Source organism: Mesorhizobium comanense (genome assembly GCF_005503535.1).
GTDB lineage: Bacteria > Pseudomonadota > Alphaproteobacteria > Rhizobiales > Rhizobiaceae > Mesorhizobium > Mesorhizobium comanense.
On sequence record NZ_SCNN01000002.1, the window covers coordinates 41639 to 60762 of the forward strand.

The following is a 19124-nucleotide window of genomic DNA, read 5'->3' on the forward strand; positions in this document are numbered from 1 at the left end:
ATGAGCCTGGTTTTCGAACGCTTGAGCGCCGTTCCTTCGCCCGCAAAGGAAGAAGGAAAGGTCTACCGCGCCTGCGCCACTCTCGGCTTTGCCCTGTTCTTCCTGCTTCTGCCGGTGCTCGCCGCCCGCGCCATGGAGATCCAGCAGGTGACGTCGCCGAAGGGGGTTACCGCCTGGTTGGTGGAGGATTATTCCGTACCGGTCATCGCCGTCCGTTTTGTGCTGGCCGGCGGCTCGACGCAGGATCCGCCGGGCAAGGAAGGCCTGGCCAATCTGATGAGCGGCTTGTTCGACGAGGGCGCTGGCCCGCTCGACTCCGAAGCCTTCCAGACCAAGCTGGACGACGCCGGCGCCGAGATGAGCTTCGACGAGACCCGCGACGGCCTCTATGGTTCCATGCGCATGCTGGCCGAACAGCGCGACGAGGCGTTCGATCTGTTGCGGCTTGCGGTCAACGAACCGCGCTTCGACCAGGCGCCGATCGACCGCATCCGCGCGCAGATCCTGTCCGGTATCATTGCCGGCGAGAATGATCCCGATACGATCGCACAGAACCGCTGGGCGCGCGCCATCTACGGCGACCACCCCTATTCGCGCACCGATCAAGGCACCCGGCAGAGCATTGCCGCGGTCACGCAGGCCGATCTCAAGGCCCTTTACAAGGCTGTGTTTGCGCGCGGCGGCCTGCATGTCGCGGTGGTCGGGGCCATCGATGCCGAGACGCTGAAGAAGAAACTGGACATGGTGTTCGGCGACCTGCCGGCAAGCCAGGCGCTGGTGTCCGTCGCCGATATCGAGCCGAAGCTGGCGCAACATGTCGAGGTCAATTACGACCTGCCGCAGACCTCGCTTCAACTCGCCTGGCCCGGCGTGAAGCGCAAGTCGCAGGATTTCTTCCCCGCCGTGCTGATGAACGAGATACTCGGCGGCGGCACCTTCACCTCGCGCCTGTTCCAGGAAGTCCGTGAAAAGCGCGGGCTGGCCTACAGCGTCAATTCCTCGCTGGTCAACCAGGACCATGCGAACGCCTTGATCGTTACCACCGGGACACGGTCGGACCGTGCCGCCGAGACGCTTGCCATCGTGCGCGACGTCGTCAAGCGCCTGGCCGAGGACGGGCCGACCGAGGCCGAAATGGCGGCGACCAAGAAGTACCTGATCGGCGCCTACGCCATCAACAATCTGGACTCATCGAGTTCCATCGCGGCCACGCTGGTCGAATTGCAGCTCGACGATCTCGGCGTCGATTACATGCAGCGCCGCGCCGGCTATATCAATGCGGTGACGATCGACCAGGTGAAGGCGGTGGCAAGAAAGCTGCTCTCGGCCGATCCGACCGTCATGGTTGTCGGCCCCCCGCTGACCGGCGCAGGCAAGGGATGAGCCCTACCTTCGGCATAGCCTTTGGCGGCGGCGGCGCGCGCGGTCTGGCGCATATCCATGTCATCGAGGCATTGGATGAGCTCGGCATCCGGCCGGTGGCGATCGCCGGCTCGTCGATCGGCGCGATCATGGGCGCCGGCATGGCATCGGGCATGACCGGCAAGGATATCCACGACTATGCCCGTTCCATCCTCGGCCGCCGCGCCGAAGTGGCGAGCCGCATGTGGCGGGCGCGGCCAGGGACGATCGCCGAAGCGATGCAGAACGGCATCCGGGTCAGCCAGTTCAATGTCGAGCGCATCCTCAAGGCCTTTCTGCCCGAGGCCATCCCCGAAACCTTCGCTGAACTGAAAATTCCGCTGAAGGTGACCGCGACGGATTATTTCGGTCACAAGCTCGCGGTGTTTGGCGATGGCGACCTGCACTCCGCGCTTGCGGCCTCGGCCGCCATTCCCGCCGTGTTCCGCCCGGTGACGCGCGACGGCAGGCTGCTGATCGACGGCGGCATCTACAACCCCGTGCCCTTCGACCTGATCGAGAAGGACGCCGACATCATCATCGGCGTCGACGTGGTCGGCGCGCCGGAAGAGGCCGACCGCAAGCAACCGACTTCGGTCGATTTGATGTTCGGCGCCACGCAGTTGATGATGCAGTCGATCATCGCCAACAAGCTGAAACAGTGCCAGCCCGACATTCTGGTCCGCCCGGCGGTGTCGAAATACCGCGTGCTCGACTTCATGAAGATAGACGCACTGATGAGCGAGACCGCCGACATCAAGGATGAGTTGAAACGCCAGGTCGACAAGGCGCTGGAGACGCGCTCCGGCGCCACCCGGCTCAAGCGCGGCAAGCGCGGTCTGGACTGAGTTGTGGGGCGGCCAATGCGCATGGCCGTGATCTGATGCGCGCCGTTACGGTGCTGGTCACGGGTGCCCGAGCGCCGGTGGCCTTGCATCTTGCGCGGCTGCTCCACGGTGCTGGCCTGCGGGTGATCATGGCCGACACACCGGCGCGCCCTATTGCCGCCGCGAGCGTTGCCTGCGCCTCGTATCACAGGCTGCCGCCGCCGCGTTTTGCGCCACAGGCTTATGCTCAAGCACTACAGAACCTTGTCCGCGCCGAGGGCGCGCAGTTGGTGATCCCCACCTGCGAGGAGGTTTTCTACCTCGGCCAGATATGGCGCGACCGAGCCATGCCGGCTCGTCTCTTGGCCCCCGGCATGGACCTGCTGACCCAGGTTCACGACAAGCATGCCTTCATCCGGCTGGCCCAAGGTCTTGGCCTCGCAGTGCCGGAAACGATGCTGCTGGAGTCTGCTCATGATGTTGGCACGGTGCGCGGTCGTGCGGGCGAACTGGTGTTCAAGCCGGTCTGGTCGCGGTTTGCCAGCCATGTCCTGCTGCGCCCGTCGCCCGCTGCGCTCGACGCAATCAGCCCTTCGGCGGCAGCACCTTGGGTGGCCCAGCGCTTCGTCGCCGGCGATGAAATCAGCGCTTACGCGCTGGCGCATGACGGCAAGCTGAAGGCGCTGGCGCTCTATCGTTCGCGCTACCGGGCAGGCAAGGGCGCCGGCATATGGTTCGAGCGGGTCGAGGATGCCGCTGCCCGTCATTTCGTCGAAGCCTTCGTCGCCGGTACAGGCTGGACCGGGCAGGTATCCTTCGACCTGATGCGGGAAGACGACGGCACCGTGCTGCCGCTCGAATGCAATCCGCGTGCCGTCAGCGGCCTGCATTTCTTCCGCGATCCGGAGCCGTTCGCGGCCGCCTTGCTGGACGGCGCGCAGGTCAAGCCCGATCTCAACCGGCCGCAGACGGTGCGGCTGGCCATGTGGATATACGGGCTGCCGTCGGCCGTGCGCTCGGGCGCGATCGCGCGCTTCCGCCAGGCCATGCGCGATGCCGACGAATTGCTGGATTGGCCCGATGATCCCGAGCCCAAACGGGCGCAATGGCAGGCGCTGGCCGAGATCGCGGGCACGGCATTGCGCCAGCGCATCAGCCTGCAGGCCGCTTCGACCCGCGACATCGAATGGAACGGACCGCTTCAAAGCTCGATCTGATGGACGCGCGGCGTTGTCGCGGCCGCCGGCATCTCGCCGGCCATGATGGAAGCGATGTCGCGGCGCAGGAAATCCAGCGGGCCGATTGCCGGTGCTGTCCGGGGCGGATGGCGGGCGTTGTCGCTGGCCGATTTCAGCACCTTGCGGTCTTGTTGCAGGGCGATGTTGAACAGCGGCCTGAAGGCCAGCGCCTTGAGGTGCCCAAACCCGCCCTGACGCGGCCCGATCAGCCAGCCGATCCCTTCGACGGTGCTCTCGTCCGCCTGGCGCAGATGGAAAGTCGTCGCCAGCGCCAGCCCGTCCTTGCCCCAATATTCCAGCTCGGCGATGCCCGGATGGCGGAAACGGCCGATCGTCCTGGTGCGCTCGCCCTCCAGCAGCCGGCTGATCAGCCCTTGCTGGCGCTCCTCGCCAGTGTAGCATGCCTCGACCCAGCCTTCGCCGCCGCTGACATCGACGCGCACCAGATGACGCTTGGCGCTCAGGCCTCGCAGCAGGCCCTTGTGGGTGAAATGCGTATGGGTGGCATCGAGGATGTTCTCGGCCGCGTCGATGACTGTCGACTGGGTGGAGGAGCGGACGCGGCGCGCTATGACGTCGTGACCCTGCATGCAGTGGCGGTAAGGTTCGCCTTCGGGCGTGCCGGCAGAGACAAAGATCACCCCGTCACGCTCGATGGCGCTGTAGCGCCGCACCCGGTAACGCGGCATGTCGCCGACATGGCCGGGAATGGCGGTGCAGCGGCCGTCGCCGTCATAGCGCCAGCCATGGTAGGGACACTCGATCTCGCCATTGACGATCTTGCCGGTAGACAGTTCCACCAGCCGGTGCACGCAGCGATCAAACAGCGCCGCGATGCCCTTGCCAGAGCGGAACAGCACCACCGGCGCGCCCTCGAACAGGATCCGGCGTGGCTTGCGGCCGACATCGTCGGCCAGCGCCACGGCTTGCCAGTAGTCCTTGCGCGCGGCCTTGCTCAAAGCTCGAATCTCCGAAGCAGCGGGATGCCGACCCACGCCAGCACATGTTCCATCACCCGAACCGCCAGGCGCCGGCGAAGCGGCAGATGCCCGACATAGCAGGCATTGTATTCCACCGTCGGTACGGCGCCGCGCTGGCGTTTGAAATCGGCGGCTCCGGCGCTCATGTTGAAGAACAGGCCGTGCGTCGTGGCGTGGTCCTGCGCCACCGCCATCATCATCCGGTAGAGTCCGTCATTGACCGGCAGGCTGGTGTCGTAGCCGACGATCGGCTGGGTCAGTGTGGTGCCGTTCTCGAAGAGCCCTGTCACGGCGACCAATTGGCCGGAGCGGTCGCGCAGCCCGGCGAGCCGCAGGATGCCGCGGCGGTGCGTTTCGGCGATGTAACGCGCCGTGTACTGCGGATTGAGCGGTGTATACTTCCTGAGATAGAGCATCGCGTAGAGCTCCTCGCACCTGACGTAGTCTGCTTGCGTGAAATCCGCATCGCCGACGAGGCGCAGTCGTGGCGCGCGCAGCCGGGCGCGGTCGCGCTTCATGTCGCGCGTCATGCGCGGCGCCGCGCTCCGGTCGGCGAAGATATAGATCTGGCGCGCCGCCAGCATGCGAAAGCCTTGCGCTCGCAGCGCGGCGATGGTCGAGGCATCGGCGATCGCGTTCAACGATCGGATGACGATGGCGCGGTCCGCAAATCGTGCGGTGAGCGCGGCGCGCATCTCGGTGATCAGGGCCTTGTCGAGCAGGGGCACCGGATTGGTCGAAAAGAGCCAGTTGTTGAACTGCGCCTGATGGTCGAGACCGCTTGCTCGAACCAGGGGCGCGCACAGCCCGATGAGCGCTCTGATCACCTTTTGCAAAAAGGGGCTCGAGGCGAAATTGCGGGTCTCGTCGATCGCATAGTCGATATAGGCGCTGGACGGACAGCAGATATAGCAGTTCGGCGCATCCCGGGCGTCGTTCAAAGTGAGCGGAAAGGCGCGCCCGGCAATCTCGACCGTTTCGACGCGGACCGAGAGGTTGGCGATGAGGTCGCGCGGCGGTACCTCGTTGAAAAGCCGCGTGAAGACCTCGACCTTGCCGGGATCGTTTTCGACCCGGCTTGGTGGCTCCGGGGACTGCCGCGCGGTTGCCACCTGGTTCACGCCTTTGCCTCCGGCGGCAGACGACACTCGACACGACGCAGTTTGCGGCTGGTTTCCAGGGGGAGGGGCGTACGTATCAGTTCGACGGTGACGGTCGCCCGACGCAGGGTGAACAGCGACCGTACAGCCTCCAGCGCGGCCTGCGCCGCATTTGCGGGCAGTTCGGCCTCGAGGCGGAGTTCGACAGCGTCGGGCGCGGTCTGGATGAGGCGGAAGTCGTCGATGCGCCGGTCCGCCTTCAGCACCGCGTTGCGCAGGATGTCGGGCGTGACCAGGATTGGTCCCTGTGTTGACGCGAACCGGAAGGCATCGTCCATACGGCCGACGATCTCGTCCACGGTGCGCAATGGCGAGCCGCAGGCGCATGGCGCGGACGACAGCCGCAGCAGATCATTCATCCGGTAGCGGGCCATGATCTGAGTCTGGCGGCGGAAGGCCGTTACCAGCGGCGTCACCAGGCCGTCGCTGGCGGATTCGAACTCGAAGAATATGGAATCTTCGGCCAGGTGCAGGCCGCCGCGCCGACAGGTCACTGCAAACAACCCCTCGGTCGCCATATAGATCTGGTCGAGCCTGCGTCCGAAAAACGCCTCGATGACGGGCCGGTCGACCGGATCGAGCGTTTCGGCGGCGCTGAAGATGCGCAGCGGCGAGAGCCGGAAGCATTCGGTCGCGAAATGGCGCAGCATCTTGGGTGGCGCGATGATCACGGTCGGTGCGAAATCCTCGAGCATCGCCCGCCACTGCTCCGGTCCCAGCGTCAGGTCGAAGAAGCGCAGGTCGATGCGCCGCGATTTCCGGGCACTGTCATAGAGCCCGGTGTTCTGGGGCAGGATCACCGCCACGCGATGGCGTTTCCACAGCAGGTCGGGAATGGCCTTCGCCAGGATCGTGCCCAGCCACCGGTATTTCTCGGCTTCGGAAATGACAAACAGGCCACGATTGCCCGATGTCCCGGTGCTCGCCCCGACGGTAAGCGCACCAAGCCGGCCATCACTGGTCGCCGCCGGCCATGCCGCGCTCGCCGCCACGCCGGCCACGTTGAAGCGCTCGAAATTCTCCATCAAGAGCGCCTTGTCGGTTACCGGCAGGTCGCCGAGTTGCCGTGGCGCCTTGCCGTAGAACGAGGCTCGCGGCAGGTCGCTGTCGAGCCAGCGGCGCAAGGTCCGCGCCTGCCAACGCTCGAAGTTTTCACGGCTCTTGCGTGACACCCATATCGTGACAGCAAAGGATTTGAGCGCTTCGGCCAGCCCGGTCATCCGCCCTCCGGCGTCAGATCATACTCGGTAGGTCCGGGATCGTGGCAGAGCATCACCTCGCCGCCGGTGGCCATGAAACGGCGCAGCACGGCGCTGCTCGGCTCGATGGCGGCGAAATCCTCGGCAAGCAGGCTCGCCGGAAAGCCGGGTGTGCGGGTTTCGACCAGCGCCTTGACCAGCCATTGCACATCGACGGCGTAGAGCAACGGCCGCTTCATTTGCGCAAACAACAGGCCGAATTGGCCATCGGCATGGCCGGGCAGATCGACAGCGATCACGCTGCCGTCGCCGAACAGGTCGGCCCCACCGGGGGTGTCACCACGTGACACGATCTGTTCCATAGAAGACAGGCCGTCGAGCCGGCTTTCGAAGTCGTTCGGGAACAATTCGGGAAACACGCCATGGCGCAGGTTCTGCCAGGCCGTTTTCGTCTTCAGGCGAGCCCAGGCCGCATCGTTGGCGATGAAGCGGGCATTGGGGAAAAGCGCAAGGCCAGAAATGTGATCGGCATGAAAGTGCGTGACGACAACAGCGCGCACATCTTGCGGTGTCAGACCGAAGCGCGCCAGCACTTGGACCGGCTGCCCCGTCTCGATGAGTTCAGGTTTGAGTGCCGAGCCATAGAAACGCAGAGCCGCGCCGCGCTGGGCGCCGCTGATCGCGTGCGGCGTATAGCCGGTGTCGACCAGCACCGGGCCGGCACGCGGGTGGATGATCAGCCCATAGCGGACGGGCAAGCGGATTTTCTGCCAACTGCCGTCGCGCAGGATCAACCGTTCGGCGGCGCTCACCCAGGCGCTGTTGGCGAAGACGATCTTCATGAGGTCCTCCAGGCTTCGCGTTCACTGGCGAAGGTGCGGTCGAGCCCATGCTCGAACGACACTCTTGGCGCCCACCCGAGCACTCGTGCGGCTTTGGAAATATCGAGGCTCTGGGCATAGGCGAACAGGCCGAGGCCGTAGCGGGTGACCGGTGGTTCGGGCCGGCCGGGCAAACACAGCGCCACGGCCTCCATCATGCCGGCCACCAGCATTGCCGGCGCCAGCGCTGTCTTGCGCCATAGCGGCCGCAATCCGGCCCGCTTGCAGGCCCTGTCGGCAATGTGGCGTACCGCCAGCACCTCGCCGCCCGAGATGTTGAAGATCTGGCCCTCGGCGGCCGCTCCGGCCGAAAGGGCCGCGAACACCGCATCGACGACATCGTCGACATGGGTGAGGTCGATGCGTGCCTGACCATCGCGAAAAAGCGGCAGGGGGCGGCGCCGCGCCGCCTGCAGCAGGCGCGGCAGCAGCGCGCGGTCGCCGGCGCCGTAGATGCCGCGCGGCCGGAGCACTATGGGCCCTATGGGTGCCGCCGCAAGCACGGCCTCCTCGGCTTGCCGTTTCGTGCGGGCGTAGTGGTTGACCGGATCCGGCAAGGGATTGTCTTCGGCAACGCCAAGCTGGTCCCGAAAGGCGAAGCCGACCGTGGGGCTGGAGATCTGGACAAAGCGGCGCACACCGTTCCGCCGCGCGAAATCCACGAGATTGCGGGTTGCCGCGACATTGGCGGCCTCGAAATCGGCCAGCCGGCCAAAGGGCGAAGAAAGAGCGGCGCAATGCACGATGGCATCGACCTCGCCGAACTCGGCATCGGCCTTGGCGTCAAACGGCCGCGAAAGGTCTCGACGCAGGATAGCGTGGCCTGCGTCCTGAAGCGCTGCGCTGCGCCCGGGATCGCGGCCTTGCGCCAAAAGCGGCGTGCCTGCGGCGGCCAGCCGCGCCACGATATGGGCCCCCAGAAAGCCGGTGGCGCCGGTGACGAGCACGCGTCCCATCAGGCCTCCAGCGCCATGCCGCCGAACGAGACGCCAGCCGAGGTGCCCAGAAACAGCACTTTCGTGCCCGGCATGACGCGTCCCTGCTTGCGCGCAATGTCGAGCGCGAAGGGAATGGACGCGGCGATCTGGTTGCCGTAGCGCGCCGATATATCGATCAGCTTCTCCGCCGCAAAACCCGACTGACGCGCCATATGCGCCAGTGCCAGGGGACTGGCCTGGTGTGGCACGACGAGACCGACATCCTCATGCCGCCAGCCGGCGCGCCGCAGGAGTTCGCCGACGAAACCGCTGAAATGGCGCGAGGTCAGCCGGAACAGCTCCTTGCCGTCCATATGGAACAGCGTATGGCGGGAAAATTCCTCAGGCTGGCGCTGGAAGTCGAAGCGGGTGCCGCCGGCGCCGATGCCGCAGGCTTCGTAGGCCGAGGGATAGGTGCGCATCAGGCTGGCCAGCACCTTGCCTTCTCCGGGCAAGGCCTTGCGCAGCACCGCGGCCGCCGCGCCGTCGCCGAACAGGGCGGCGATCTCGGGTTGATCCGCCCAGGGCAGGGCGCGTGAAGCGATCTCCGACGAGAATACCAGCGCCGTCTCGCATTGCCCGGCATCGATCATGCGAGCGGCGGTCTCGAACGCCGTGAGGAAGCCGAGGCATGTGCTGTTGACGTCGAAGGCTGCGGCCGAGCCGTCGGCCAGCCCCAGGCGCTGCATCACCAGCGGCGCTGTCGACGGCAGGGGCTGGTAGGGCACCGCGCATCCGCCGATGACGAGATCGACGGCATCGGGCTTCAGCGCGGCGTCGGCCAGCGCCAGGCGTGCAGCCGCACAGGCAAGATCGACTTGCGATTCGCTCTCGCAGACATAGCGCTCGACAATGCCGGTAGCGGCTTCGAGCCGGCCCCGGTCAAGGCCCAGCCGCTCTTCGAGGTTACGGGATGTCACGCATTGGGCGGGTAGCGCGCGCCCGGTTCCGACGATCTTGATCCGCATTCTCAGCCGCCCAGTGAGTTGCGATTTCTAACGCATAAGCCAGGCTGATGGTAGGAGGCTAAACATTGGTGCCCGAGGGTGCCGGTCACCGCGCCAAGCGGCGCCTGATCCGATCAGCCCTCTTGCCCAGGGAGGCGAACAGACGCCGGGCGATGCGCGACACCCTGGCGCCCAGACGTCTCTCCGCCCGCATGCGTGCCACTTTTTCGGCCAGCCGCGAAGTCTCGGAGCGTAGCCGGTCGATTTCGGCGCGGAGTTCGGGCGAATGCACCTTGGCTATGTGAGACCATAGCTTTCGTTGCGAGTGCTCGAGATACGCCGCCCGCTCCAGAGAATGGGGATGGAGTCTATCCCGGACTGTTGACGCATGCGCGCCAAGTCCTATCACGGCAACGGTGTCCGGAAGAAATACCGTCTCATGCGCGATGCCGAGATGATCTAGCAAACGCTCCGCGTTGATGATCGCGTCGGCTATCAGGTTGGCGTCGTGGAAGCACACGATGCAGTCTGTTTCCATGAACTTCAAAACGCCGACAAAATCCGAAAAACAGGCCTGGTTCGTATGCACCCCGTCGATGAACGCGAGCGTGGCTTTTGAGCTCGCAGCCTCCGGAAGGACTGCGGAAACGTCACTGTCGAACGTGGTCAACTTCGTCATTGCCGAGGCAGGAAGTTGTTCACCCAACACGGCGATCATGCGGGCGGTTGAATTTTCGGGATAGGGAATGAACTCGCCGCGTTCGTCGGGCAGCGCCGTTGGCCGCGGATCGAACGACAAAACGGCCCCGCAGGCCGGGTCGATCAGGTGCGGGAAAAGGCTTCCGCCAAGATGCGAGCCGACTTCGAGGTAGACGTAACGGCCGAGCACGGATCGGGCCAGGTTCTGGACCCGCAGGAAGCTCGCGCGGTCGCCAGGCGTGCTATGCGTCTCGACCCGGAAAACGGCAATGTCGAGCGTCTCGATCATGCCCAGCGCCTGGTCGGCTGTCAGCATCGGGGTGTGTCCCTTGCGCGGAGATCGTTCTGTGTGGTGCGGGCGGGCGAACCGTCACAGAGAATAGTTGCCGCCTGATCGTCCTCGGCTGGATATCGACAATAGCACATTTCTTGAGGATCGCGGCCAGATCGCTTGCAGCCTATCCCGCGCAGCCCTCGGAAATGACCGGGATATTCGATCGGCACAAGATGGCGAGCCTGGCGAAGGCCCGCAAACTCCAGACGCTGGCCTCAGTCCTTGGCGCGTTCCACATAGGAGCCATCGGCCGTCATCACCACCACGCGGGTGCCCGGCGCGATATGCGGCGGCACGGCCGTGCGCACGCCATTCGAAAGCACGGCCGGCTTGTAGGAGGACGACGCCGTCTGGCCTTTGGTCGTCGGCTCGGTTTCGACCACTTCGAAGGTCGCGCGCTGCGGCAGGACCAGGGCGATGGCGATGCCGTTGAACTGCGACACCTGCACCGGCATGCCTTCCTGGAGATAGGGAGCCGCGTCACCGACCACGGCTTCCGTCACCGCAACCTGGTCGTAGGTTTCCGGGTTCATGAAGTGGTAGCCTTCGCCATCGGCGTAGAGGAAAGTATGCTCGCGCTCCTCGACATACGCGCGCTCCACCTGCTCCGTGGTGCGATAGCGCTCCGAAACCTTCACCCCGTCGCCGATCCGGCGCATGTCGAGCTGGGTCACGGGCGTGCCCTTGCCTGGGTGGATGTTTTCGGCAAAGAGGATCACATAAAGCTTGCCGTCCTTGTCGACGACATTGCCTTTGCGGAGCGAACTGGCGATGACTTTCACCACGGTTTTAAATCCTGCGAGGTTTGAATGGCGTTTGCCGGCTTGTGCGGCGCTGGATGCGGGCCTACCGCATCTTGGACCGAACCGCCAGCCCCCTGTGCAAGCTGAAACGCGCCGATGACCGCCGCTTCACCCTGGTGGACGCCTCACGTCCATGCCGACCGCCGCCCGCGTCTGCTGCTGCGCAACGGCTTGACCGCCGCCTTGCGCGACTGGTTCGCCCGCCAGGATTTCATCGAGGTGGAAACATCGGCCTTGCAGGTCTCGCCCGGCAATGAGGCGCATCTGGCGGCTTTCGCGACCGAGGCGATCGGCCCGGATGGCACGCCATCGCCGCTTTATCTCCACACCTCACCGGAATTCGCCTGCAAGAAGCTGCTCGCGGCCGGCGAACAGCGTATTTTCAGTCTTGGCCCGGTCTATCGCAATCGCGAGCGAGGTCCGTTGCACCATCCCGAATTCACCATGCTCGAATGGTACCGGGTGGGCGAGACCTATGAAAGCCTGATGCGCGACTGCGCCGATCTGCTGGCGCTGGCTGCGACAAGGGCTGGCGCCGCGCGCTTCTCCTTCCGGGGCCGCGATTGCGACCCGTTCGCCGAACCCGAGCGGCTGACGGTGGCAGACGCTTTCACGCGTCACGCCGGCATCGATCTGCTGGCCACCGTCGCCGGCGATGGCGGCACGGACCGGGACGCGCTTCATGCCGCGTTGGTTCAATCCGGTTTGCGCACGGCGCCCGACGACAGCTGGGCCGATCTGTTCAGCCGGGTGATGGTCGAGAAAGTCGAACCCAATCTTGGCATCGGGCAGGCCACGATACTGTGTGAGTATCCGGTCGCCGAGGCAGCCCTGGCGCGGCCGAGTCCGAGGGACCCGCGCGTCGCCGAGCGCTTCGAGCTCTATTGTTGCGGCGTCGAACTCGCCAACGGCTTTGGCGAACTGACGGATCCGGCCGAACAGCGTCGGCGCTTCATCATCGAAATGGACGAAAAAGAGCGCATTTATGGCGAGCGCTATCCGTTGGACGAGGATTTCCTCGCCGCGCTGGCCGTCATGCCACAGGCCAGCGGCATCGCGCTCGGCTTCGACCGATTGGTGATGCTGGCAACCAGCGCGCAGAAGATCGAGGACATCATCTGGACGCCGGTCGCAGCGCCCTGAACACCTTTTCTCAGAGCGTTCGCGTCAGTGCGCGAATACCTGCTCGAGTGACCGAAAGCCCTTGAATTCCAGGGCGTTGCCGGAGGGATCTCGGATGAACAGCGTTGCCTGTTCGCCAGGCTCGCCCTTGAAGCGGACCATCGGCCGCTCCAGCCAGTCTATGTCGTCGCGCGCTTCCAGCCGCGTCGCCAGGCGCTGCCAGTCCTCCATCAACAGCACGGCGCCGAAATGCGGGATCGGCACCAGAATGCCGTCGACCTTGCCGTCGGCGGCGGCTTGAGCGGCCTGCGGCCTCAAATGCGCCGACATCTGATGGCCGAACAGGTCGAAATCGACCCAGGTCGCGGAAGAGCGGCCGATCGCGCAGCCCAGCACGTCGCCATAGAAAGCTCGGGTTTCATCGAGATCACGAACTGGAAAGGCGAGATGGAAAGGCGTCATCGAAAGGCTCCGTACAGGCTGCGGACTGTTTTGCGTCGTCCGTTTCGCGGTGGCAACGCCAAATCGATGCATTGTGATTGAAGCCTGTGCCATTGCACAAGCCGGACTGGGACAATAGATGGGTGGGCGGCCACGGATTGGCCGCGACAGCAGGATCACACGCATGACCGATACAGCAGACGCAGCAAAACTGACCGATCGCGTCGCCGCGCTTGTCGAGGCTGCGGGAAAGGCCGGTGCCGATGCCGCGGACGCCGTGGCCGTGCGCGGCCGCTCCACCGGCGTGTCGGTGCGGCTTGGCAAGGTCGAGGGCACTGAATCGTCTGAAAGCGAGGACGTCTCGTTGCGCGTTTTCGTCGGCCAGAGAGTGGCGAGCGTCTCGGCAACCGCCGCCTCGGACCCGGCAACGTTGGCCGAGCGGGCCGTGGCGATGGCCAAGGTGTCGCCGCAGGATCCCTATCAAGGCCTTGCCGATCCGGCCTTGCTTGCCAGGCAAACGCGCGATCTCGGCCTGTTCGATGCCACGCAGGTCTCCGCCGACCAGTTGAAGGAAGCGGCGCTGGCGGCGGAAGCTGCAGCCCTAGCCGTCAAGGGTGTCACCAATTCGGCCGGCAGCAGCGCGGGTGCGGGGATGGGTGGCCTTGTCCTTGCCACATCGCACGGTTTTGTCGGGCATTATATCGTCTCCCGCTTTTCGCGTTCCGCCAGCGTCATCGCCGGCGAGGGCACGGGCATGGAGCGCGACTACGAATTCTCCTCGCGCCTTCACTTCGCCGATCTCGACGCGCCCGAAGACATAGGCCGCAAGGCCGGCGAGCGCGCCGTGCGCCGCCTCGGTGCCCGCAAGGCGGCAACCGGACCAGTCGATGTGGTGTTCGATCCGCGCGTCGCGCGCGGCATCGCCGGACACCTTGCCGGCGCCATCAACGGCGCGTCCGTCGCACGTAAGACCTCGTTCCTGCGCGACTTCATGGGCAAGCAGGTCGCGGCCTCCACGATCACGGTCACCGACGAGCCTCTCAGGATGCGCGGCCAGGCCTCGCGTCCGTTCGATGGAGAGGGCATCGAGGGCGAGAAACTGCTGATGGTCGAAAAGGGCGTTCTCAACCACTGGTTCCTGTCGACGTCCGCGGCGCGCGAACTCGGCCTTGTCACCAACGGACGCGGAGCGCGCAGCGGCTCGTCCGTATCGCCGTCTTCCACCAACCTTGCCATCGAGCCGGGCGAACGGTCGCCGGAGGACTTCATCAAGTCGCTCAAGACGGGGTTTTATGTCACGGAAGTGTTTGGCCAGGGCGTCGACATGGTGACCGGCGAATACAGCCGTGGCGCCTCCGGCTTCTGGATCGAGAACGGCGAGCTTGCCTATCCGGTCGCCGAAGTCACCATCGCCTCCAACCTGAAGACGATGTTCCTCAACATGGTGCCGGCCAACGACCTCGACCGCAATTTCGGCACTGCCGCTCCTACGCTGCTGATCGAAGGCATGACCCTTGCCGGAGCATGACCTGACCACGGACTCTTCCGGCGCTGTTGGGGATCTGGCGCTGCTGCGCGATGCTGCCCGCGAGGCCGGCCTCATCGCCATGCGCTACTTCGGTAACGCTCCGCAGGTCTGGATGAAGGGCGGCACGTCGCCGGTCAGCGAAGCCGATCACGCCGCGGACGCCTATCTGCGCCGCACATTGCTGGCGGCGCGGCCTGACTATGGCTGGCTGTCGGAAGAAACCGTCGACGATGCGGCGCGGCTTTCGGCGCGCCGCACCTTCGTCGTCGACCCGATCGACGGGACGCGCGGCTTCCTGGAGGGGCAGCGCACCTGGTGCGTCAGTGTCGCCGTGGTTGAAGACGGTCGCACGCTGGCCGGGGTGCTCGAGTGCCCGGCGCTGGACGAGACCTATTGGGCGTTGCCCGGCCAGGGTGCTTTTTGCAACGGCAAGCAGATCGCCATACGGCAACTCGGAGAAAAGGCCGAGATTTCCGGGCTGAAGCAGTTGATCGACCTGGTGCCGGCCGAGTGGCAGAAGCGGCTCAAACGGGCTCCCTACAGTCCTTCGCTCGCCTATCGGCTGGCAATGATCGCCAACGGCACGCTCGACGCCACTTTCGTCAAGCCGAACGCGCATGACTGGGATATCGCCGCCGCGGATCTCATCCTGCGCGAGGCGGGCGGCCTGCTGCTCGACCCGCAAGGCAACGCGCCGCTCTATGCCGGCGCGGTGACACGCCATGGTGCGCTTGCCGCCGGCAGCGGTGATTTGCTGGCTGTCTTGGTCGATGTCATCGCCGGGCTGGACGGGTGAAAGCGCATTCGCAGGTTCCAAAGTCGGCGGCTTTGGTCTAGACCTGTCACAAATTCAGACTATGTGAAGGACCGAAATGGCCGCGGAAGACGGAAAGAAACAGCTGTTGCATCTGGTGTTCGGGGGCGAACTGAAGAAGCTTGGCGGCACCGAGTTCCGGGACCTCGACGCGCTCGACATCGTCGGCGTCTATCCGGACTATCAAACCGCGCACACGGCGTGGAAAGCCAAGGCGCAAGCCAGCGTGGACAATGCCCATATGCGTTATTTCGTCGTTCATCTGCATCGTTTGCTGGATCCCGACAGCAAGGCAGCCGGTTGACGTCGATGGAGCATGATCTGGCGAAAGGGCCAGCCGGCGAGGCCGTGTCCCCGGGCAGGGGCCGGAGCCGTACGACCAAGGCCTTCTGGCGCAGGATTCGCGAGCCGCTCGCGCAGTCCCGATTCGTCAAGAGCGCCATTGCAAGCCTGCTCGCCCAGTTCGTGCGGCTGGTTCGGTGGACCAGCCCCCTTGTCGAGGGATCGGCGCGCTTTTCGGGCGGCGCCTACGCCGAGTTCGAACCCGGCATCATCGCGCTGTGGCATGGCCAGCATCTTTTGACGCCCGCCTATTATCCCAAGCGCAAGCCGCTGGTCGCCATGGTTTCCCGCAGCGCCGATGCCGAGCTCAACGCGCTGATGCTGGAGAAGTTCGGCATCGAGGCGGTCCGTGGTTCGGGCGGGCGTGACAATGCAAGGCATCTCGACAAGGGGGGGGCCAAGGCCCTCATCGCCCTCAAAAAGTCGCTCACGTCAGGCAAGAATGTCGCCATGATCGCGGACATTCCCCACGGCACGCCGCGCGACGCTGGACTTGGTATCGTGCTTTTGGCGCGTCTCTCGGGACGACCGCTCCTGCCTGTCGCCATCGCCACCAGCCGCCGCAAGGTTCTGGAAAAGAGCTGGGACAAGACCACAATCAACCTGCCGTTCGGTCGCTCCGCCGTGACCATCGGTGCGCCGATCTATGTGGCCTCGGATGCCGATGACGCCGAAATGGAGCGCAAGCGCCAGGAGGTGACGAGCGCCCTCAATGCCGCGACGGCCGAAGCCTACCGTCTCGTGGACGGTCCGCGATGAGCGGTCGCTGGGCGCGTACCGTTCTGTCGGCATACCGTTTCGCCGGCGCCGCCGCCTATCCGCTGGTCGGGCCTTATGTTGCCTGGCGCACCTCGCGCGGCAAGGAGGACCGCAACCGCCGTCGCGAGCGCTACGGTGTTGCCGGGCGCCCGCGCCCCGAAGGCCCTGTCATCTGGATCCATGCTGCTAGCGTGGGCGAGACCATCGCCGTCGTGCCCCTGGTCGAAAGCATTCTCGACTATGGCGTCAACATCGTGCTGACGACCGGCACGGTGACGTCGGCCCAGGTCGCCGACGAGCGCCTCGGCGACCGCATCATCCACCAATATGTGCCGCTCGATCTGAAACCGGCGGTCAGCCGTTTCCTCGACCACTGGCGGCCGGACCTTGCCATCATCGCCGAATCCGAAATCTGGCCGATGACCATCCTCGAACTTGGCGCGCGCCATGTGCCGCAGGTGCTGGTCAATGGCAGGCTATCCGACCGCTCGTTCTCCTCTTGGAAGAAGCGGGCCAACATCGCCGAGGCACTGTTCGAGAACCTTGCCCATGTCGTCGCCCAGTCCGATGTCGATGGCGAGCGTTTTCGCGCCCTCGGCGCCCGGCCGGTCACGGTTTCGGGCAATCTCAAGGTCGATACCAATCCGCCGCCGGTCGATGAGCGGGCGCTGGCCACCTTGCAGCGGCAGATCGGCGGACGCCCGACCTGGGCCGCGATCTCAACCCATGATGGCGAGGAAGTGGTCGCCGCCGAGGTTCACGCGACGTTGCACAAGCGTCATCACGGCCTGCTGACGATTGTCGTCCCGCGCCATCCCGATCGCGCCGAGGCATTGGCCGCGCAGATTTCCGGCATGGGGCTGAAGGTCGCGCGGCGCAGCAAGGGTGATCGTATCGGACCCGACACCGAAATCCTGCTCGGCGATACGATCGGCGAGATGGGACTTTATCTCAGACTGACCGAAATCGCCTTCGTCGGCCGTTCGCTGACTTCCGAAGGCGGCCAGAATCCGCTGGAGCCCGCGATGCTGGACACCGCGGTTCTTGCCGGCCGCAACGTGCAGAATTTCCGCGAAGCCTATCAACGTCTGCTCGACAGCGGCGGCGCCAAGCTCGTGCGCGACCGTGACATGCTGGCCGGGGCCGTGAACTTCCTGCTGACCAACGAAGTCGCCCGCCACGAGATGATGGCGGCCGGGGCGGCGACCGTCGACGAGATGCGTGGTGCGCTGGCGCGCACGCTCAAATCGCTTGAACCCTACATCCAGCCGCTGGTTGTCAAGGCGCGCCTGAAGGGCGCGAACGGGCGTTAGCATGGCCTCCGAAGCGCCGCCATTCTGGTGGGAGAAGCCGGACTGGCGCGTGCTCGCCCTGTCACCTCTGTCGGCGGTTTATGCGCTTGCCGCCGGTCGCGGCATGCGAAGGGCGCGGCGCGAGAAGATCGAAGCGCCGGTTCTGTGCATCGGCAATTTCACCGTCGGCGGCACCGGCAAGACGCCCGTGGCCATCGCACTCGCCGAACAGGCCAAGCGCATGCATCTCAAACCCGGTTTCCTGTCGCGCGGCCATGGCGGCTCGTTTGCCGAGCCGCATGTCGTCGATGGCGGCCATGACAGCGCCAGGCATGTCGGCGACGAGCCGTTGCTGCTGGCTGAACACGCGCCGGTCGCGGTGACGCCCAATCGGGCCGCCGGCGCGCGGCTGCTCCTGGAAAAACACGGGTGTGATTTTCTGATCATGGATGACGGGTTCCAGAGCGCCCGCATCCATATCGACTACGCGCTGGTCGTCGTCGATGCCCGCTACGGGCTCGGCAATGGCCGCGTCATCCCGGGCGGGCCGCTTCGTGCCAAGATCGTCGACCAGCTGGTCTTCACCAGCGGGCTCTTGAAGATGGGCGAGGGCACAGCCGCCGATGCGGTGGTGCGCCAGGCGGCGCGCGCGGGTCGTCCGATCTTCGAGGCTCACACGGAGCCGACCGCTGGTGAGCACCTTGCCGGCAAGCGTTGTCTGGCCTTTGCCGGCATCGGCCATCCCGAAAAGTTCTTTGATACCGTGCGTTCGTCCGGCGGCGAACTGGTGCTGTCAAAGCCCTTTCCGGATCATCACTTCTATGCCCAGGACGAGCTCGCCGAACTGGCGGCGACGGCGCGCGCTGAAGGGCTGGGCCTCATCACCACCGCCAAGGACGCCGCCCGACTGCGTCACGGCGCCCCGCAGGACTTCCTCGACAGCCTTGAAATCCTGGAGATACGGACCGTCTTTGAACTCGACCATGTTCCGGGGCGTATCATCGAGGAAACGCTCGATGCATGGCGGCAGCGCAGGCTTAAAGGGTGAAATCTAGCCGCGTTTGCGCAGCTCCGGATGCACCTCGATTTCGCGGCGCAACGAGGCGGTGGCGTTTACGTAAGGCTCCTGCCTTGCGACGCTCCAATACTTCAGCTCGTCCAACGGGATGTTTTCCCCGGTCACCGCGCAGCGAACGAACGAGCCCGGGCTGGTGACCTGGAAATCGCCATCGAGGTAGCGGATGCGGGCTTCCTTGCCGCCGGGGCCTTCGAAACGGTTCATCATGCTGAGGTGCCGAGGTTCATCCGGATTTCATCGCCACAAATCGCGGCCCAGGTCAAGCGCGCGACAAGCTTGGGACAATGCTGGCGCGTTAACAC

General features: G+C 65.2%; 20 protein-coding genes. 10 read left to right on the plus strand and 10 right to left on the minus strand.

Going from position 1 to position 19124, the window contains the following annotated elements; translation table 11 throughout:
• The 3 genes from FFS37_RS04560 to FFS37_RS04570 are packed head-to-tail and all read left to right on the plus strand — an operon-like array spanning position 1 to position 3445.
• Positions 1–1383 (plus strand): M16 family metallopeptidase, encoded by a 1383-nt coding sequence (locus tag FFS37_RS04560; RefSeq protein WP_232375575.1) that lies wholly within the window; start codon positions 1–3, stop codon positions 1381–1383.
• Positions 1380–2249 (plus strand): patatin-like phospholipase family protein, encoded by an 870-nt coding sequence (locus FFS37_RS04565; RefSeq protein WP_137929761.1) that lies wholly within the window; start codon positions 1380–1382, stop codon positions 2247–2249. Before FFS37_RS04560 ends, FFS37_RS04565 begins: the two co-directional genes overlap by 4 nt.
• A gap of 35 nt (positions 2250–2284) precedes the next feature.
• Complete coding sequence (locus tag FFS37_RS04570; RefSeq protein ID WP_137929762.1) at positions 2285–3445, plus strand: ATP-grasp domain-containing protein; 1161 nt, start codon at positions 2285–2287, stop codon at positions 3443–3445.
• Here the strand turns inward: FFS37_RS04570 and FFS37_RS04575 are convergent.
• The 8 genes from FFS37_RS04575 to efp form a co-directional block, all read right to left on the minus strand.
• Entirely contained in the window at positions 3430–4425 is a 996-nt protein-coding gene (locus tag FFS37_RS04575) for a Rieske 2Fe-2S domain-containing protein (protein ID WP_137929763.1), read from the minus strand. The genes FFS37_RS04570 and FFS37_RS04575 overlap by 16 nt on opposite strands.
• Entirely contained in the window at positions 4422–5567 is a 1146-nt protein-coding gene (locus FFS37_RS04580) for a GNAT family N-acetyltransferase (RefSeq protein ID WP_137929764.1), read from the minus strand. The genes FFS37_RS04575 and FFS37_RS04580 overlap by 4 nt, the downstream gene beginning before the upstream one ends.
• Positions 5564–6826: a F390 synthetase-related protein gene (locus FFS37_RS04585; protein WP_137929765.1), complete on the minus strand. Its 1263-nt coding sequence runs from the start codon at positions 6824–6826 to the stop codon at positions 5564–5566. The genes FFS37_RS04580 and FFS37_RS04585 overlap by 4 nt, the downstream gene beginning before the upstream one ends.
• On the minus strand, positions 6823–7647 hold the full coding sequence (locus FFS37_RS04590) for an MBL fold metallo-hydrolase (protein WP_137929766.1): 825 nt from the start codon (positions 7645–7647) through the stop codon (positions 6823–6825). Before FFS37_RS04590 ends, FFS37_RS04585 begins: the two co-directional genes overlap by 4 nt.
• Entirely contained in the window at positions 7644–8642 is a 999-nt protein-coding gene (locus FFS37_RS04595) for an NAD-dependent epimerase/dehydratase family protein (protein ID WP_137929767.1), read from the minus strand. Before FFS37_RS04595 ends, FFS37_RS04590 begins: the two co-directional genes overlap by 4 nt.
• A complete protein-coding gene (locus FFS37_RS04600; RefSeq protein ID WP_137929768.1) occupies positions 8642–9631 on the minus strand; it encodes a 3-oxoacyl-ACP synthase III family protein in 990 nt (329 codons plus the stop codon). Before FFS37_RS04600 ends, FFS37_RS04595 begins: the two co-directional genes overlap by 1 nt.
• A gap of 85 nt (positions 9632–9716) precedes the next feature.
• On the minus strand, positions 9717–10625 hold the full coding sequence (locus FFS37_RS04605) for a class I SAM-dependent methyltransferase (protein WP_137929769.1): 909 nt from the start codon (positions 10623–10625) through the stop codon (positions 9717–9719).
• A 233-nt stretch (positions 10626–10858) separates the two neighbouring features.
• Positions 10859–11428, minus strand: a complete 570-nt coding sequence (gene efp / locus FFS37_RS04610) for an elongation factor P (protein WP_137929770.1) — start codon at positions 11426–11428, stop codon at positions 10859–10861.
• A gap of 114 nt (positions 11429–11542) precedes the next feature.
• Between efp and epmA the strand changes: the two genes are divergently transcribed.
• The gene (gene epmA / locus FFS37_RS04615) at positions 11543–12589 is read left to right on the plus strand and encodes an EF-P lysine aminoacylase EpmA (RefSeq protein ID WP_137929771.1); all 1047 of its coding nucleotides are present in this window, start codon (positions 11543–11545) and stop codon (positions 12587–12589) included.
• Positions 12590–12613: 24 nt separating this feature from the next.
• On the opposite strand, the gene FFS37_RS04620 is transcribed toward epmA, so the two are convergent.
• Positions 12614–13030, minus strand: coding sequence for a VOC family protein (locus tag FFS37_RS04620; RefSeq protein ID WP_137929772.1), 417 nt, complete (start codon positions 13028–13030; stop codon positions 12614–12616).
• A 163-nt stretch (positions 13031–13193) separates the two neighbouring features.
• On the opposite strand from FFS37_RS04620, the gene FFS37_RS04625 reads away from it, so the two are divergent.
• The 6 genes from FFS37_RS04625 (at position 13194) to lpxK (ending at position 18792) form a co-directional block, all read left to right on the plus strand.
• A complete protein-coding gene (locus FFS37_RS04625) occupies positions 13194–14537 on the plus strand; it encodes a TldD/PmbA family protein (protein WP_137929773.1) in 1344 nt (447 codons plus the stop codon).
• Positions 14524–15333: a 3'(2'),5'-bisphosphate nucleotidase CysQ gene (locus tag FFS37_RS04630; protein WP_137929774.1), complete on the plus strand. Its 810-nt coding sequence runs from the start codon at positions 14524–14526 to the stop codon at positions 15331–15333. The genes FFS37_RS04625 and FFS37_RS04630 overlap by 14 nt, the downstream gene beginning before the upstream one ends.
• Positions 15334–15409: 76 nt before the next feature.
• Positions 15410–15655 (plus strand): DUF4170 domain-containing protein, encoded by a 246-nt coding sequence (locus FFS37_RS04635; protein ID WP_137929775.1) that lies wholly within the window; start codon positions 15410–15412, stop codon positions 15653–15655.
• Positions 15656–15660: 5 nt separating this feature from the next.
• Positions 15661–16452: a lysophospholipid acyltransferase family protein gene (locus tag FFS37_RS04640; protein WP_137929776.1), complete on the plus strand. Its 792-nt coding sequence runs from the start codon at positions 15661–15663 to the stop codon at positions 16450–16452.
• The gene (waaA, locus tag FFS37_RS04645) at positions 16449–17765 is read left to right on the plus strand and encodes a lipid IV(A) 3-deoxy-D-manno-octulosonic acid transferase (RefSeq protein ID WP_137929777.1); all 1317 of its coding nucleotides are present in this window, start codon (positions 16449–16451) and stop codon (positions 17763–17765) included. Before FFS37_RS04640 ends, waaA begins: the two co-directional genes overlap by 4 nt.
• Before the next feature lies 1 nt (position 17766).
• Positions 17767–18792, plus strand: coding sequence for a tetraacyldisaccharide 4'-kinase (lpxK, locus tag FFS37_RS04650; protein WP_137929778.1), 1026 nt, complete (start codon positions 17767–17769; stop codon positions 18790–18792).
• 3 nt (positions 18793–18795) lie between these two features.
• Here the strand turns inward: lpxK and FFS37_RS04655 are convergent, their stop codons facing one another.
• Entirely contained in the window at positions 18796–19029 is a 234-nt protein-coding gene (locus tag FFS37_RS04655) for a DUF2093 domain-containing protein (RefSeq protein ID WP_137929779.1), read from the minus strand.
• Positions 19030–19124: the final 95 nt, after the last annotated feature.

Coding starts and splice junctions, on each gene's coding strand:
- FFS37_RS04560 (WP_232375575.1), top strand. CDS start 1: ATGAGCCTGGTTTTCGAACGCTTGAGCGCCGTTCCTTCGCCCGCAAAG.
- FFS37_RS04640 (WP_137929776.1), top strand. CDS start 15,661: ATGGAGCATGATCTGGCGAAAGGGCCAGCCGGCGAGGCCGTGTCCCCG.
- FFS37_RS04600 (WP_137929768.1), bottom strand. CDS start 9,631: ATGCGGATCAAGATCGTCGGAACCGGGCGCGCGCTACCCGCCCAATGC.
- FFS37_RS04635 (WP_137929775.1), top strand. CDS start 15,410: ATGGCCGCGGAAGACGGAAAGAAACAGCTGTTGCATCTGGTGTTCGGG.
- FFS37_RS04585 (WP_137929765.1), bottom strand. CDS start 6,826: ATGACCGGGCTGGCCGAAGCGCTCAAATCCTTTGCTGTCACGATATGG.
- FFS37_RS04590 (WP_137929766.1), bottom strand. CDS start 7,647: ATGAAGATCGTCTTCGCCAACAGCGCCTGGGTGAGCGCCGCCGAACGG.
- FFS37_RS04620 (WP_137929772.1), bottom strand. CDS start 13,030: ATGACGCCTTTCCATCTCGCCTTTCCAGTTCGTGATCTCGATGAAACC.
- epmA (WP_137929771.1), top strand. CDS start 11,543: ATGACCGCCGCTTCACCCTGGTGGACGCCTCACGTCCATGCCGACCGC.
- FFS37_RS04655 (WP_137929779.1), bottom strand. CDS start 19,029: ATGATGAACCGTTTCGAAGGCCCCGGCGGCAAGGAAGCCCGCATCCGC.
- waaA (WP_137929777.1), top strand. CDS start 16,449: ATGAGCGGTCGCTGGGCGCGTACCGTTCTGTCGGCATACCGTTTCGCC.
- FFS37_RS04565 (WP_137929761.1), top strand. CDS start 1,380: ATGAGCCCTACCTTCGGCATAGCCTTTGGCGGCGGCGGCGCGCGCGGT.
- FFS37_RS04595 (WP_137929767.1), bottom strand. CDS start 8,642: ATGGGACGCGTGCTCGTCACCGGCGCCACCGGCTTTCTGGGGGCCCAT.
- lpxK (WP_137929778.1), top strand. CDS start 17,767: ATGGCCTCCGAAGCGCCGCCATTCTGGTGGGAGAAGCCGGACTGGCGC.
- FFS37_RS04570 (WP_137929762.1), top strand. CDS start 2,285: ATGCGCGCCGTTACGGTGCTGGTCACGGGTGCCCGAGCGCCGGTGGCC.
- FFS37_RS04605 (WP_137929769.1), bottom strand. CDS start 10,625: ATGCTGACAGCCGACCAGGCGCTGGGCATGATCGAGACGCTCGACATT.
- FFS37_RS04625 (WP_137929773.1), top strand. CDS start 13,194: ATGACCGATACAGCAGACGCAGCAAAACTGACCGATCGCGTCGCCGCG.